Genomic DNA, 14,977 nt, shown 5'->3' on the forward strand with positions numbered 1-14,977 from the left:
AATCCCATTAAAAATAGGCCACGTTATGGATATAAGTTCCATAATGTGGCCTAACCTTATTGAAGGACCGTTCTTGCTCATCACGAGTATTGTCTTCCATTGCCAGTCGGTAATGCTCCGGAATCTGAACAATTGCCTTTGCTTTTGTTCTGAGCTCCCCATAGTCAAAAGGCATAATTCACCCGCCTCATTTTTCAATATAATCCCATTATACCTGATTGGCCAGAACCGCGATGAGTTCCTCCGGTACATGGAGTCGTCCGTGTTTCAGAGAAAACAGGGACTCCGTTGAAGCATCCCGCATACGCACGGCGTCTTCAAGTCTGCCGGCCAGATGCTTGAGCAATTGGTTAAAGCCTGTGTGCAGGCGTTCCTTGTCAAAGCGAAGTTCCGGGTCAAAGCCATATATTTGGAGAATTCTCTGGATTTCCTCTTCCTGCCCCTCGTAGTCTGCAATCTCTTTCTCCAGGGATCGGAGAACACTCTTTTCGTTAAGCTGTGCTTCCCGCTTAATTTGAAGCTCTTGGGCTGCCGCAAGTTGGCGTTGTTCAAGTCGGCCTTTTTCTTCCCTGAGTTTTTGCCCTTCCAGCTGGAGGTCATCCCCAGCCTTCTTAAACTTGGCTCTTGTTTGGGCGATGTCACTCTCCGCTAACTCTCCCAGCAGATTTCTGTTGAGATTAAGCTTGAGCTTAGCTCTGACTTCCCGTTCTTTTGCTTCAAATTGTGACCTTTGCTGCTTAGACGGCCTTTCTCTCCCTCATAATTCCGCAATTCCCGTTCCAGATTGCCCGAGTCTTGCTTAACCCGCTCCAAAGCCCTTTCCTGATCTGCCTTTGCCTGATTTAAGCGCAGCAAAGCTGACTCCAGGGTTTGGGAGAGTTCCTGAGTTAATTTCCGGAGAGTATACTCCAGATTTCGCATCCGCTCATCCGTATTATATTGGGATCTCGAAACATCGAGCTTCTCATTAAGCCCGGCAAGCTCCACCTGTTTGGCGCTTATTTCCTCCCTGATCCCTGCGGCCTGCATCACCTTGCGGTCGAATTTTAAGGCTTCCAGCTTTTCTTCGTTCTCCCTGCTCCGTTTTTCAGCCGCAGCAAGTCTTGTTTCTGCCAAGGCAAGCTCATCGTTTCTCTGCCAATAGGTGTTGGAGCGTTCCTCCAGGTTAATCTGCTGCTGTTCCAGTTTCATGGTTTCTAAAGTCTGCTTATTTTCTTCCTGAGTTTCTTTGAGCCGGATGGTTTCCGAGTCCAAATGATGGTGTAAAGCGACGAGTTTTCCGGCCAGGCGTTTTTGCTCTTCCAAACCGTTCAGCAGGTCCACTAAAGTGTCCAGCTGCTCACCATAACCCCCCAGAAATTCATCAAGAACAGCCTTTTCTAAAATAAAGCGTTCATTCTCAATGACCTCCCGCACTAAACCTTCCAGCATTTCCTCCAGGCGGTGTGCTTCGGAACGGTCTTTATAGATGACTTTCTCGATGGTTTTGATAATCCATTCGTTTAAGAGCTGGCTGGAGTTTTTATACTTTTGGAAGATTTCATCGAGACCGCCTTCGTGGTCATTAATTTTGGCAATAATATTGCGCCATTCATCCTGAGCAATCCCAAATTCAGCCAGGCGCTTCCGGTAACGTTCCCCGTCGTCATCGTAAAAACAGCCCCCATGATAAGGATCTTTCCGCTCTCTCTCGCTTAGCATTTCCCGGGCTTCTTTAAAAGGCTTGATCTCCAGGATATTGCCTTTTTGGCTAATTAACTCCATATTGGTCAGGTCAAAGGGGTTCGACCCGGTATAGTTTGAGGTAAAGGTAAAATACTTGACTCGGTTTTTCTCGTCTTCCACTCCGGAAACTTCTGCCGAGACCATCCCGATACCTGTCAGCAAATAGCCGGCGGCTCCGTCCAGCTTCCACTCGATCAAGACATAGGCAGGCAAACGCTTTTTCCCCCGCCATTGGCCAAACTGAGCAGGGCATTTTCTCCGCCGTGAAAGTTAAAGGTCTCGTCCTGAATATGCCTGGATCATTGTTGTAAGAAAAGTTAATAATTCGTAGGCGGTTGATTCTAGGCATCCTGTACAACTCCTTCGAAGAACTCTTTGATCTCAGCTACCCGGCTATCGTCCAGGTAATAATTCAGCATTAAGTCATCCAGCTTTTTGGTGGGACGAAGTTCACGATCCTCATCCACCAGTCTCAGGAGATTTTCCCGCTCGAAAAGCCGGCAGGTGTTTAAAATCGTGCCGGTTTTTGTTTTGCGGCCTCTTTCCTCGAAATCCTGTTTGCTGTCCCAGAGCTCGGCGATTCTGGTAAAATTCAGGGCATACTTTTCCTCAAGAACTTTAGTCTCTTCCCGGTCTGCTAAGGCCAGGGCGAATCGTCTGTCCAGCTCTTCAATTAACTTACTGATTCTCAAAAATTCCCGCTGCTTGGGATTGCGATTCCGTCCTCCGTAGAACAAGTACAAAATGAACATGGAGATATAACCAAGCAGGTAGGCATCAACCAGTCGGGCATCTGTCGCTACCCCTTCCCTCAAGTCCTTCGTAGTGAAGCCCAGGACTCCGTTCCCGCTGTTGGGCAGAAGATAGATGCTTCTTCCCCCTACTTCAATGGCCTTAAAATCCAGTTCCTCCTCAAATTCCGCCAGGATGGCCCTAACTTCAACGTTGCGAAACTCCAGGAAGAGGTCTGCCTCGCTTTCCCGATCCAACTGACCCTTTTCCAGGAGTCTGCGATAGATCTTCAGTGCCGTTTTTATATCCCTCACTCAAAGCTCACCTCAATCCTAAAATCGCTGATGGCCATCCGCCTGCTGAACATTCCTTCTTTTGCATTCTTCGGATTGCCCACAAGCTTTCGCATTGCTCATCACTGTCAGCCAACTGATTGCTACCGATGATTAGTTTTTCTCGGTACACTTCATAAATATAAGAAGCGAGTCCCTCAATCGGGCTCGCTTCGTTTCCCTCTCGCTCACTTAATTCCCGAGTGAATAAAGCTATTCAAAAACTGTCTTTGAAATAAGAGAAAGGCCAGCAGTAAGGGCAAGATAACCATGACAGTAGCCGCACTAACCTCAGCCCACTGCGCCCCGGTTTCGAAGGACGTGGCAAAAATAGCCAAACCGACGGTCAAAGGTCTATTCTCCACTGAGTTGGTAACAATCAGCGGCCACATGAAATTGTTCCAGTGATAACTGACGGAAACAAGACCAAAGGCTATATAGGTTGGACGGGCCAGGGGAACATAAATTTTCCACAACATTTGCCACCATGAGCATCCTTCCATGCGAGCCGCTTCTTCTAATTCAGAGGGAAAGGTCTTAAAGGTCTGCCGCAGCAGAAAGATACCGAGTGCCGAAGCAAAATAAGGCATCATGATGCCAAGTTTGGTATCTAACAGGGAAAGATCTCCCAGTACATTATAATTGGGAAATAACAAGACATCAGCCGGGACAATTATTTGAACCAGAAAAAGGATAAATAAGATATCTCTTCCCCAAAACCTGACCTTGGCAAAAACATAAGCGGCCAGAGTTGCTGTGACAAGTTGTACAGCGAGAATCCCCGTGACGATGATCAAGGTATTTAGATAATATTGGGCAAATGGTGCACCGTTCCAAACATGCACAAAATTGTTGAGGGTAAAATCCGGGGTTAATTCCCATGACGTAGCCATTTCCCGCGGCCTGAAGGCAGTCCAGAAAGCCCAGATTAAAGGGAACGTCCAAAGGCAGGCCAACCCGAACATTGCTATATTTTCCACGCGACGCTGCACTAGCTTCAACTCCCTTAATTATAATGAATTTTCTTGTCCAGGAATAGGAATTGGAAAGCAGCAATGACCACTAAAATCAGTACCATAACCACAGTCAGCGCCGAAGCCATGCCTTGATCCCAAAAAGAGAAGGCCGTTTGATAAATGTAATAAAGCAGAAGATTACTGGCATTATCCGGTCCGCCTTGGGTCATGATCACTAAATGATCCACCAGCTTAAAGGAGTTCGTCACTGCAATAACCATAACAAACAGGGTTGTCGGCATGAGCAGCGGAAAGGTAATCCGGCTAAAAACAGTCCAGGATTTCGCTCCATCCAGAGAAGCTGATTCATAAAGCTCCTGGGAGATGTTCTGCAGTCCGGCCAGATAAAAGATCATAAAGTAGCCGGCTTCCTTCCATATAATCATGATGATCATGGCCCAGGTCACCAGTTCCTGATTCCCTAACCAGTTAAGGTGTTCCAGTCCAAACCAGTGTAAAAAATGGCTTAAGGCCCCGTATTCAGGAGTGTAGATAAAAAGCCAGATGTTGGCGATGGCAATCATGGGTATGACGGTTGGATAGAAAAAAGCGGTCCTGATCAAGCTCTTTACTCTTAATAGTTTGTTGGCATACAGAGCCATCATTAAGGCCAGGGCCATACTGGTCGGAACAGTTCCTAAAGTAATCCACAAATTATTTTTTAACACCTTCCAAAAAACTTCATCTCCCAGCATCCGTCTGTAATTATCTATCCCATTAAAAAGCGGCTCCGGTGTACTCAAATCCGCTTGATAGAAACTAAATATCAAGGTTTTTATCACGGGATAGAAGGTAAACAGAATGAGGAAGATGAGGGAGGGAAGGAGCAGCAGCCAGGCATAAGCATTGATTTTAAATTTTGCTGCCCATTGTCCCTTCTCCATCTTCAAGGCCTCCGTTCTTGGTTCTTTACTGTACGATTACTTATTGAAGGTGGCTAAGGCTTTTTCTGCTTCCTGCTGAGCCTTCTTCAAAGCCTCAGCAGGTGCAGTCTGACCGGTGATGGCTGCCTGAAGAGCATCGCTTAAGGCTTTGGTTACACGACCATTGTTATGTGTAGAAAGTTCAGCTTTGGCAAATTCCAGTTGATCCCGGGCCACTGCCGCAGCCGGGAATTCGCTGATATAGTTTTTCATCTTCTCTGTTTCATAGGCCGATTTCCGCGCAGCCACATAACCGGTGTCAATACTCCATTGAGCTGTACGTTCCGGCTCTGTCATGAATTTAATGAACTTCCAAGCTGCTTTTTGTTTCTTTTCATCGATCCCTTTAAAGAGATAGAAGTTGCCGCCGCCGGTAGGGCTGCCAAAATTTTTCTTAGCCGGCAGGTAGGCAACGCCAAAATCAAACTTGGCATTGGTCTTGACATTAGTCAAGTTCCCGGTTGTATGATACATCATGGCTGTTTTCCCTGCTATGAAATTGGAAGGTACTGTCGCCCAATCAATGACTCCTTCAGGCATTACTTTATCTCTCTTTGCCAAGTCAATCCATAGTTGGAGGGCCTCGACATTTTCCGGTGTGTCAAAATATACTTCTTTTCCGTCAGCAGACATGAGATTTTTGCCGTTTTCCAGGGCGAAGGCTTGAAACAGCCAATAAGCGAAACCAGTCGTCGGGATTTCAACCCCTGTGCGTCCGTCTTTGTTTAGTTTCTTGGCATAATCCACTAATTCATCCCAATTCTTAGGCGGTTTTGCCGGGTCTAAACCAACTTCTTTAAAGGCATCCTTATTGTAGTAAAGAACTATGGTACTTCTTTGGAAAGGAATACTGTAGGTTTTTCCGTCAACCTGTGAATTCTCCAAGAAACCGGGATAGAAGTCCTTGATAAATTCGTCGCCGCCGTCTTGCGCAATCAAATCATCCAAGGGAAGAATGGCATCCATATCCAGCAGTGAGTAAAGCTCTGTGGATTGAACTATCGCTATATCCGGAGGATTCTTTCCTTGAACTCCCGCTTGCACCTTGGTGGTTGTATCAGCATAGCTGCCGGTATAAACCGGCTTGACTGCTATGTTGGGATTCTCCTTCATAAATTCCGCAGCCATTCCATCGATGGTTTTCGTTAAAGGTCCTCCCACAGCCACCGGATAATAAAAGGTTAACTCAACTTTCTCCTCCGCTTTCCCTTCATTGTTTTGGACATTGGCAGCAGGCTTCGCTGCAGAACAGCCGGCAAGCAGGACCATGGACAAAATGATCACCAACACACTTTTTAAGAAACGCATAATTCCTTATCTCCTTTTATTTCAATTATTCGTTTAACAGATAACCGTTTCCCGGACTCTTGGTTAAACATGAAGATATGCTCCCTTTGGAAACTGACGAAAATTTCGCTCCCTTGATTCAAGTTCAATTGTCCATTCCATTTCGCTTTCCAACTCTGTTGCATAAAGGAAAACTCAATAATCGTTTCAGAGCCCAGCAATTCGGCATTTTTAATGGTGACCGGCACTGCAATAACATCTGATAAATCCTGTTTATCCTGCAGGGGAAGTATGTTTTCCGGACGAACACCCAGCACAATGGGAGTTCCATCTTTTAACGGTTCAGCCATCTCCAGGGCCAGCCGGCAGCCTTTGTTGTCCGGTTTTAGATTGATGCCTTGATTTTCCCAGGTAAGGGGAAGGGTGTTCATTGGCGGAGCGCCCAGGAATTCTGCAACAAATAGATTTTCCGGCGAATTATAAACCTCCAGCGGTTTTCCGACCTGTTGAATGACCCCTTCATTTAAGACCATCATCCGGTCTCCCATGGTCATTGCTTCTATCTGGTCATGGGTAACATAAATCATAGTGATCCCCAGCTCTTTCTGAAGCTGACGAATCTCTGTACGCATTTGGCTCCTCAATTTGGCATCTAAATTGGAAAGGGGCTCATCCATTAAACAGAGGGAGTGTTGACTGACAATTGCCCGCCCCAATGCCACTCGCTGCCGCTGACCACCGGATAACTCCCTTGGTTTTCGTTCCAGTAAATGGTAAATTCCCAGTATTTCCACTGCCTGATCCAGACGGGTTTTTTGCTCTTGTTTTTCTACTTTGCGGACCTTCAGTCCGAATAAAATATTTTCTTTGACGTTAAGGTGCGGATATAAGGCATAATTTTGAAAGACCATAGAAATGTTTCGTTGACTTGGCGGAATATGATTAACCTTCTTCCCATCGATCAGCAGTTCGCCCGAACTTATTTCTTCCAGTCCGGCAATCATTCTTAAGGTCGTTGACTTTCCACAACCCGACGGACCAACCAAAACAAAGAATTCTCCCTGTTCAATTGTGACATTCAGGTGTTGAACTACCTGCTCCCGGCCAAATGTTTTACTTAGGTCACGCAATTCCACTTCAGCCACGATTTTGCCCCCTAACAACCTTGCTTATCTAAGCCTAAGATTTTTTTTGATCATTTCTTTACTGCTTTGCAAATCCGCCAAAGCTGTCCCCTGCCTGTATTCCAGGACTAACTTAAAATCAAGAGCAGTATTCCTCAATGATTCATAGATGGGATTCCAATCAATTAGACCTTGTCCCACCACCAGGTGATCATCACTTGTCCCTCCATTATCATGTAAATGGATGGCCAGCAAGCGAGTCTGTGTTTGCCGGATAAGCTCAGGGATATCCCAATGATTTAAAAAAGCATGCCCTGTATCGATAAGATACCCGATAGTGTCATCAAAGCCGGTCACAAATTCCACAAATTCCTCACAGGTAAAGATAGAGGTCCCATGATATCCTACATTTTCCACGGCAAGTTTGACGCCCAAAGGTCTGGCCACTTCATTCAACCTAGAGAGTGCCTCTCTCGCCCTTTTCTTAGCTTCTGATTTACTGAAAACGGGAGAATAGGTAAACCCCGGATGAATAGCCACATATTTGGCCTTAAGCAAAGGAGCAAATTGGATCGCTTTTTTATGTTCAGAGAAAGAAGCCTCCCGAATCCCTTTGTTCTCACTGGTTAAGTTAATATCCCAGACAGGTGGGTGCAGGGAATAATCAACCTTGTATTTCGTTAGTATTTCAACCAGTTTGACGATCTGAGGATCTGGGTCCTCCCAGAAGCAGCCATCCATTAACAATTCAATAGCACCGGCTCCATGCTCGATTAACTGCTCTACATTTTCCACAGGGTCAGAGTTTAATAAATTCGAGTCTGAATAGGCAATTAATTTTTCCATCATAATAAACCCCTTCATCCTAATAAGACACTTCTTTACCTGTATTTATTAATGACTTCAAGGACACCCCTGTCGAATTCACCTGCAGTTATATAATCTGCCATTGTTTTCAGCTCAGCTTCTGCATTGGCTACAGCTACGCCGATGTGGGCTTCCTCCAAGAGTTCCAGATCATTCATCTGATTGCCAATACATACTACCTCGTCATCCCGGATTCCCAGATGTTTCTTTAAGAGTTTAAGGGCAGCCCCTTTGGAAATCTCCGAGCCAATGACTTCCATATAATTATGCTCGGAGATGACATATCTGCAGAAGTTCTTTATAGAGGGATTGAGATTCTCCCATTCAATTTTGAGGGCAGACACATTTCCGATTAACAAGACCTTGCTGACAGGGTTATCCCCTTGTATTAGCCAATCACCGGCAGGATGGCATTGAATGCCTTCCTTATTCTCATAGCGGCGGACTGCCTCAGTCATTTGTAAATAATAGACTTTATCGAGATGGGTAATCAGTACAGCAGCACCCAGTTCCCGGACCTTCTCCAGAAAAGGCAGCCAATTATCCAGGCTAAAAGAATGGGAATAATACCTTTTCCCTGTCCGGTCCGTAATTAAGGCACCGTTACAGGCGATATAGGGTACATCCAGGTCTAACTGGTTAACGACGGAAGTGCATGATGACTGGGGTCTGCCGGTAGCGATGGTGAAAATTCTGCCACTTTCCCTGAAAAGCCGGATACTTTTTATTAACTCCCGGGAAACTTCATATCCCGGCTGGTCACTGTTGAAAAGTGTACCGTCCAAATCGGAAACGATCATTTTAATGCTCAGTTTCTATACCTCCCTAACAGATACTCTTAATAATCTAAAGAATCGCAATTAAAAAACCACAGATCACCTCCTTTGTAAGTCTTTAGAAGATGATTATGGTTTTCACAATTCTCTACCAAATCATTTGGGATATTCATTTGTCCAGTGAGACTTTTAGCAATCAAGATTCCAAAGCTTGGCCGCGCTTAAGGATACTCCATCAGCACCAGCTTTTAGGGCATTATGTATTTGTTCAGCCTCGGAAATGAGACCCCCTATGATAATGGGTTGGGAGATCCTTTCTTTAAAGGCCGGAATAATTGCCGGGGCAATCCCCGGCATAATTTCTATAGCATCGGGATTACAATCCTTTATACTGTCTATGGCATTATCAAAGGACTTGGTATCAATAAGAAAAATCCTTTGGATGGTTATTAAGCCTGTTTTTTTCGCCGATCGAATCACGGAACTTTTTGTGCTGACAATTCCCGCCGGCTTAACATACTTGTTCAAGAATTTGAGGGATTCGCTGTCGCTTGACAAGCCTTTTAATAAATCCATATGGATAAAAATTGGCTTCTCTTTGTTATTTACTTGAAAATTGTCATCTAAAATCTCAATTAACTTCCCATACATCAAAAGTACAGCACAGGCCTTTGATTTTACGGCTGAATGGAGATTCTCAGCTTGGGCCGCAGCGATGATAGGATTATCTTTTAAGATGTTTCTTATCTCCATTAGACCTCATCCTTAAGTCTTAATCTATTTCCATTATAAACTAGGATTGTAAAATCTGAGTTATCGTTTTATTAAATGTATGTTAAACTTGAACCTGTCGCGTGAGGGATCAACTGCCGCAAAGTCATTGTCAAACCACGGGCAAGTATCTTTTAACTCACGTTTTACGGTTGTTTCATAAGTTCTAAATCATATATATTGTCGAGTTGCTTGTAAGTTTCACAAATTACCCTATCGAATTCTCCCTTGTTGATGTAAGCCTCATGGATTCCTCTAAGTCCTTGGCTAATACCTTCTCTAAAGACAATTCGTGACTGATTCTTATCCTCTACCAAAAAGACTTTACTTTCATCAAAAACGTCGACACGCGGAACTATATCGAAACGCGCCCACATTTCCTCAAGTCCGACCTCTTCGTACTCGGAATCTTTGTACCCGTATAGAACATCATTTAATCTGTTAAATAACTCGAACTTACTCAAGGGAAACAGTTCCTCATGTATTCGTTTTCCACTATCACGAATCATATTATGTAGATGGAACATTACATCCCTCAATGAAGTGCCCAGTTCATAATCACCTATTTGCTTGCCTTTAATAAAATAACAAATTCCTCCAAACATCCATACGCCACCATAATCCGAGGCTAATTCGTATTCAATTGCAAATTCCGATTTGTTCCCTATAATCATAAATCCTCCAAAAAACAATACTTAGTGGTTTCATATCACGTATGATTACCAAATAAGCTTGTATTATCAACCCTTGTATCCGTGACTCCACTTTCACCGAAATGATACATCGCCTAGTTGGTTATTGTAAACCTACACTTCGGATAAATCAATCTTAATAGTCTCCTTTAAGCCTAGCTTTTCTGCCCCTTCCGCGGAAAACTTCGAAACAGTCTTTACAACTCCAGACTATTCTAGTAGTATACACTTATACGACTAGAATAGTCTGGAGGTTTTATTTTTGGCATTGGTTAAGCTTTTTGACAGCGAATTCAAAATCATGGACATTGTGTGGGATAAGGAGCCGGTATCGGCCAAAGAAATTTCTCTTATCGCTGCTGAAACCATCGGCTGGAATAAGAATACAACCTATACGATTATTAAAAAACTGCTGGATAAAAATGCCCTTCAACGGACTGAACCGAATTTTGTCTGTACTTCCCTGGTCCCAAAAGCAGAGGTACGCAAGGCTGAAACCCAAAGCCTTATCGACAAGTTGTATAACGGCTCTAAAAAAGCCTTTTTCGCCTCCTTCATAGAAAATGACCTTACTGAGGATGAACTGGAGATGTTGAAAAAACTGATAGAAAAGAGGTAGGCCATGCTCGCTGAACTGTTTTACTGGGTACTTAACATGAGTATCATCGGCAGTGTTGCCGGATTGCTTGTTTTGTCCCTGGGCAAGCTTAAAATTCTGCCGCGTTTTGCAGTCTATGTCTTATGGCTTCTTCCTCTGATCAGGTTCTGGCTGCCTTTTGGAATTGCTAATCAATACAGCCTGCTCAACTTGATTTCTAAATTCACCACCAAAACAGTGCTTATCCGCCAGGAACTGCCTCAGATCACAACCACCAACAGTATAATGGCTGCCAAAAACTATTTCCCTCTCGAATACAAAACCGACCTGCTTAAAAACGTGCTTAATGCGGCATCCCTGATTTGGATTATCGGTTCCTGTGCTGTCATGCTAATCTTGGTGCTGCTCTACTTCATGACCAAATCAGAGTTGAAGACAGCGAAGCTTATAAGCGGCAATATCTATCAATCGGATAAAATTACCGCTCCGGCTGTCTATGGTATTATTCGGCCCAAAATCATTATCCCTGCCCAGATAGCTGCCGGGGATCTGGACTATATCCTGCTCCATGAACAGGTACATATTGCACGCCGAGACAATCTCTTTCGAGCCATAGCCTTGCTGACGGCCTGCGTTCATTGGTTTAATCCCCTATCCTGGGTATTCCTAAAGAGCTTTTTTGCAGATATGGAACTGGCCTGTGATGCCAAGGTTATCAAAAGCCTCAATGAACGGCAAACCAAGGAGTATGCCCTCGCCCTACTCACCTGCGCTTCCGGCAAAGCTTTCTTCGCCTCGGCATTTGGCGGAACAAAAACAAAGCTGCGCCTTGAAACTATTCTTTCCTATAAAAAGCTTACGATCTTTTCTTCACTCTGCTTTGCTGCCTTGCTAATCTCCCTTGCTGTCATCATAATCACCAACGCTACTGTTTAGGAGGTGCTGCTTTGAAACGAGTTTTCTTAATCATGCTGATTATTATCTTGCTGCTGACGGGTTGTACAACGTCAGACAGCAACAGAACGCTTACGGCGGACAATATTACAATATTCTATGGCTGTTCCAGTTATGCAATGTTTGGAGCGGATCAAAGGATCGTCGATAACTTGCTTAATCAGTTCAACTCTCTCAGCTTTGAAAGAACTGCACAGACAATAGGTCTGTTAACTGCCTTTCATGTATCTTTTTCCTATAAGGGAAAGGGGGTTAACAGCTTCTGGGTTGATAAGAACGGAGTGTTTTGGCTTGACGGGAAGACAGAATGCTTCAAGGTCTCTTCCGGAGACTTAAACTATCAATACATAAAAGCTGTGTATGAAGACAGCAAAAACATCTCAGCCAGACCAGCCGCCCAAGGCCATGTCAGGGTGAACAGTTATGAACTATAAAAAATCCTGTTTTCTGTCCCTGTTTATCCTTTTTTTAGCCTCTGGTTACCCTCTATACATGGGTTTTGGGAATTCTATTATTCCTGGCTTTTGAATTTGGCTTTCAAATTTCACTTTTACCTTATTGCTATTGTCATCATACTGACCGTGCTGAATATGATCTATGGCTTTGGAAAAATGATCTGAGAACATAACTTTTCTGGAAAGTGTCCGCTGTTCACAAAGACCATACCTGCCTTATCTGCTTCCTTGACAACACTCCTCATGTATCTGGGGGAGCTGGTACTGATGGATGGGGTTCTCTTTAGCTTTGGCAAGAGGTTCTTCTTTGAATCCTTAGAGATAATTCCTTTCTCCCCCTCCGACCTTGTGGTTATTCTGGGCTCCAGTGTGATTACTTATCCCCTTATGCATACAATAATTCAATATAGTAAGAATAATGTTCCCCTAGTTCCCTTCGTAAAGATGAAATACACTGTGGTAGTTCAATCTACTAGTGTCACCTCCCTTAAAGTTCCAACTCTGCCTGCGTCAATTTTCCGGGGATTTTGAGCAACTCATCTTTTTCAAGCTGCCCGCCGCAGGAATAATAGTAACCATTATCCTGCCAATCGAGCATGTATTTCACACCCGCCAATTCGATCTTGGTGAGTCCTCCTGTTGCTTTCCTGCCGTCAAACTCAAGTTCTACGGGTGACCTGCTGGAATTTGGAGGCAGATTGGTATGCTGCACCGGCCCTTGGGTGACTATCAATAACGGGTTCCGCTCACCGAAGACGGAATACATACTGAGCAGAGCACCTTTACCCTCTTTTACTTCAATCCATTGGTGTTTGATCTTATAATTCTGACCGGCCAAACTATAGGGTGCTTGACTTAAACGCTCTGCTGCCCCAGTCAACGTTATATCCTGAGGAAGATTGAGGACTTGAGTGTTTTCCTCCTCAATGGTTACCCCTTCAGGAAGATCCAGTTCAAACAGGGAATCAGGCAGTCCCTGATTGAGGTGAAGCTCCCTCACTTCCCGGCGGTTTACCAGCTCTCCTTTAACATTATAATATTCCGTTCGTATTGGCATCCAGGTTTCTTTGTCCATCCAGTGATGAGTATTCATTTCCCCCAACCCGGGAACTTCTTCACTGAATTGCACATGAAGAACCGGCCGGCCTTGCAGATATTCTGTGCCTAAGATCCGGCTGGATTTATTCTCGGCCATAGCCTTGAGGCTGTCCGGGAAATTAAAGTTGCCGCGTTCTCTGTATTCCTGGCTTAAGATAAGTTTTCTGACTTGGCGCTTATCGGCAAGCCAACTCAGCATAATTCCGTCTTTTATAATGACCGTTATGGGCCCGGTTGCCCCACTGTCCCCGTCTGTCCGATAGCAATCAGGCTTCTTGAACCAGATATGGGAGGTCATGGTGGTCGGTTTTCCCTGCTCAAAGGAAGTTGCATCCACGATTTCCTCGTAATCCTCTGTTTTCTCTATCACCGCCTGCACCTTATCCTTAATCTCGGCTACAGAAAGAGTTAATTTACCTGTCAGAGAATGCAAGAATGTCAAAAAGTCCTTCTGCTTTTTCATCTCCTCTTGCCATGCAGGGTTTTGCGACAGTTCTTGTTCAAAGGCATTTCTGTCTGCTGCTTCCATGGTTCCTTCTAAATAGTCACAAATTCGGTCCTTTATATCTGATGGCTCTAGCGTCATGTCTACTCGCTCCTTTGGTTTTTTTCTATAATCTTTCAGTGTCTCCTGCAGACGAACCCGGGCCCGGAATAATCGGGACTTGACCGTTCCCAGGGGAAGAGTGTATTCTTCCGCAGCTTCCTGTAAACTTAATCCTCTTAGATCAATATCAAGCAGGATTTGCTGTTGTTCCAGAGGAAGCCTTTTAATCGCCTGCCCCATTTCCAACTTCAGCGTGACAGCCTCCTCGACAGGCAGTTCCCCGGTGTTCAGCAGTTCCGGTGCTATCCCCGGCATTACCCTGCTGCTGAAACGCAGCAGCAGGTACACTTCATTGGTTAATATCCGCCGCCACCAACCGGTAAAAGCAACCTCATCGTTTAAGCCTGACAGGTTATTAAAAGCCTTAAGCATCGTGTTTTGTACGGCATCCTGGGCCAGATCTTTATCTCTCAGCAGGCAGAAAGCCTGTTTGGAAGCCTGGGGATAGATTTCCTGGACTAATACTTCCCAAGCGTCAAGGTCACCCTGCCGAGCCCTCCCAATCAGATCTTTTTTCACGTTTTGATTCTCACCTCAACTATTTCAATTCGAAATGCATTTCAGTACTTAGGATTCATAGTGGGGTTAAAAAGTTCCATTGTTTTTAAAAAGTTTTTATGATGACATTTCGGACCCATATGTGAACTGATTGCATCAGTCTACAACTTAAAGACAACCTAAGCAAGGCAGGCAAAAAAGATACTTCCTGCAGCTTTTTATATAGGCTAAGAATTGGTTGATTATTCCACAAGGATTATGTTATTATATTCCTATCATTCGGTGAAGGAGGTGTGGAAGGATGAATCGCGATTTTGCAATGCTCCGTCTTGAACAGTTGCCAATAGCAATCTTTGGAATTAGGTATGCACTTTCATTTAACGGGATAGCTATACCCATTTCTAAGCAACTGAGTACGGATCAACAAAATCACGAAATGACACGCCTACCATAACCGCAACGAAACCTTAAAGCTGCGACCGTAGGGACATTTCCCTGCGGCTTTTTTATGCTTAAATCCGT

General features: G+C 44.5%; 16 protein-coding genes. 4 read left to right on the forward strand and 12 right to left on the reverse strand.

Translation table 11 applies throughout. The annotated features are described in order from the left end of the window. Positions 1–7: 7 nt before the first annotated feature. The 11 genes from LJE72_RS04300 to LJE72_RS04350 form a co-directional block, all read right to left on the reverse strand. Positions 8–175: a DUF4901 domain-containing protein gene (locus tag LJE72_RS04300; protein WP_229246391.1), complete on the reverse strand. Its 168-nt coding sequence runs from the start codon at positions 173–175 to the stop codon at positions 8–10. Between the two features lie 473 nt (positions 176–648). Then, positions 649–1,938, reverse strand: a complete 1,290-nt coding sequence (locus LJE72_RS04305) for a coiled-coil domain-containing protein (protein WP_229246392.1) — start codon at positions 1,936–1,938, stop codon at positions 649–651. Between the two features lie 128 nt (positions 1,939–2,066). Beyond that, the gene (locus LJE72_RS04310) at positions 2,067–2,771 is read right to left on the reverse strand and encodes a DUF6063 family protein (RefSeq protein WP_229246393.1); all 705 of its coding nucleotides are present in this window, start codon (positions 2,769–2,771) and stop codon (positions 2,067–2,069) included. 206 nt (positions 2,772–2,977) lie between these two features. After that, complete coding sequence (locus LJE72_RS04315) at positions 2,978–3,781, reverse strand: carbohydrate ABC transporter permease (RefSeq protein WP_229246394.1); 804 nt, start codon at positions 3,779–3,781, stop codon at positions 2,978–2,980. A 14-nt stretch (positions 3,782–3,795) separates the two neighbouring features. Beyond that, positions 3,796–4,689 carry a carbohydrate ABC transporter permease gene (locus tag LJE72_RS04320; RefSeq protein ID WP_229246395.1) on the reverse strand — a complete coding sequence of 298 codons (894 nt, stop codon included), beginning with the start codon at positions 4,687–4,689 and terminating at the stop codon, positions 3,796–3,798. Positions 4,690–4,725: 36 nt separating this feature from the next. After that, entirely contained in the window at positions 4,726–6,036 is a 1,311-nt protein-coding gene (locus LJE72_RS04325) for an ABC transporter substrate-binding protein (protein WP_229246396.1), read from the reverse strand. Beyond that, on the reverse strand, positions 6,024–7,160 hold the full coding sequence (locus LJE72_RS04330; protein WP_229246397.1) for an ABC transporter ATP-binding protein: 1,137 nt from the start codon (positions 7,158–7,160) through the stop codon (positions 6,024–6,026). Before LJE72_RS04330 ends, LJE72_RS04325 begins: the two co-directional genes overlap by 13 nt. A 24-nt stretch (positions 7,161–7,184) precedes the next feature. After that, entirely contained in the window at positions 7,185–7,988 is an 804-nt protein-coding gene (locus tag LJE72_RS04335) for a sugar phosphate isomerase/epimerase family protein (protein WP_229246398.1), read from the reverse strand. A 32-nt stretch (positions 7,989–8,020) separates the two neighbouring features. Then, a complete protein-coding gene (locus LJE72_RS04340) occupies positions 8,021–8,806 on the reverse strand; it encodes an HAD family hydrolase (protein ID WP_229246399.1) in 786 nt (261 codons plus the stop codon). 165 nt (positions 8,807–8,971) lie between these two features. Further along, complete coding sequence (locus LJE72_RS04345) at positions 8,972–9,535, reverse strand: glycerol-3-phosphate responsive antiterminator (RefSeq protein ID WP_229246400.1); 564 nt, start codon at positions 9,533–9,535, stop codon at positions 8,972–8,974. Between the two features lie 164 nt (positions 9,536–9,699). Further along, on the reverse strand, positions 9,700–10,227 hold the full coding sequence (locus LJE72_RS04350; protein ID WP_229246401.1) for an Imm42 family immunity protein: 528 nt from the start codon (positions 10,225–10,227) through the stop codon (positions 9,700–9,702). A 280-nt stretch (positions 10,228–10,507) separates the two neighbouring features. Between LJE72_RS04350 and LJE72_RS04355 the strand changes: the two genes are divergently transcribed. From LJE72_RS04355 to LJE72_RS04365, 3 genes are read left to right on the forward strand one after another with little or no spacing between them, the layout of a single operon-like run. After that, positions 10,508–10,864 carry a BlaI/MecI/CopY family transcriptional regulator gene (locus tag LJE72_RS04355; RefSeq protein WP_229246402.1) on the forward strand — a complete coding sequence of 119 codons (357 nt, stop codon included), beginning with the start codon at positions 10,508–10,510 and terminating at the stop codon, positions 10,862–10,864. 3 nt (positions 10,865–10,867) lie between these two features. Next, a complete protein-coding gene (locus LJE72_RS04360; protein WP_229246403.1) occupies positions 10,868–11,779 on the forward strand; it encodes a M56 family metallopeptidase in 912 nt (303 codons plus the stop codon). Between the two features lie 11 nt (positions 11,780–11,790). Next, positions 11,791–12,231 carry a hypothetical protein gene (locus LJE72_RS04365; RefSeq protein ID WP_229246404.1) on the forward strand — a complete coding sequence of 147 codons (441 nt, stop codon included), beginning with the start codon at positions 11,791–11,793 and terminating at the stop codon, positions 12,229–12,231. A gap of 508 nt (positions 12,232–12,739) precedes the next feature. Here the strand turns inward: LJE72_RS04365 and LJE72_RS04370 are convergent. Continuing rightward, positions 12,740–14,476: a sigma-70 family RNA polymerase sigma factor gene (locus tag LJE72_RS04370; RefSeq protein WP_229246405.1), complete on the reverse strand. Its 1,737-nt coding sequence runs from the start codon at positions 14,474–14,476 to the stop codon at positions 12,740–12,742. Positions 14,477–14,756: 280 nt separating this feature from the next. On the opposite strand from LJE72_RS04370, the gene LJE72_RS04375 reads away from it, so the two are divergent. Next, complete coding sequence (locus LJE72_RS04375; RefSeq protein ID WP_229246406.1) at positions 14,757–14,909, forward strand: hypothetical protein; 153 nt, start codon at positions 14,757–14,759, stop codon at positions 14,907–14,909. Positions 14,910–14,977 lie beyond the last annotated feature (68 nt).

This window comes from Desulfosporosinus shakirovi (genome assembly GCF_020595055.1).
Lineage (GTDB): Bacteria > Bacillota > Desulfitobacteriia > Desulfitobacteriales > Desulfitobacteriaceae > Desulfosporosinus > Desulfosporosinus shakirovi.

Bases quoted from the DNA above. Each gene is read 5' to 3' on its own strand.
- LJE72_RS04300 (WP_229246391.1), bottom strand. From the start codon at position 175: ATGCCTTTTGACTATGGGGAGCTCAGAACAAAAGCAAAGGCAATTGTT.
- LJE72_RS04320 (WP_229246395.1), bottom strand. From the start codon at position 4,689: ATGGAGAAGGGACAATGGGCAGCAAAATTTAAAATCAATGCTTATGCC.
- LJE72_RS04325 (WP_229246396.1), bottom strand. From the start codon at position 6,036: ATGCGTTTCTTAAAAAGTGTGTTGGTGATCATTTTGTCCATGGTCCTG.
- LJE72_RS04335 (WP_229246398.1), bottom strand. From the start codon at position 7,988: ATGATGGAAAAATTAATTGCCTATTCAGACTCGAATTTATTAAACTCT.
- LJE72_RS04340 (WP_229246399.1), bottom strand. From the start codon at position 8,806: ATGATCGTTTCCGATTTGGACGGTACACTTTTCAACAGTGACCAGCCG.
- LJE72_RS04345 (WP_229246400.1), bottom strand. From the start codon at position 9,535: ATGGAGATAAGAAACATCTTAAAAGATAATCCTATCATCGCTGCGGCC.
- LJE72_RS04350 (WP_229246401.1), bottom strand. From the start codon at position 10,227: ATGATTATAGGGAACAAATCGGAATTTGCAATTGAATACGAATTAGCC.
- LJE72_RS04360 (WP_229246403.1), top strand. From the start codon at position 10,868: ATGCTCGCTGAACTGTTTTACTGGGTACTTAACATGAGTATCATCGGC.
- LJE72_RS04375 (WP_229246406.1), top strand. From the start codon at position 14,757: ATGAATCGCGATTTTGCAATGCTCCGTCTTGAACAGTTGCCAATAGCA.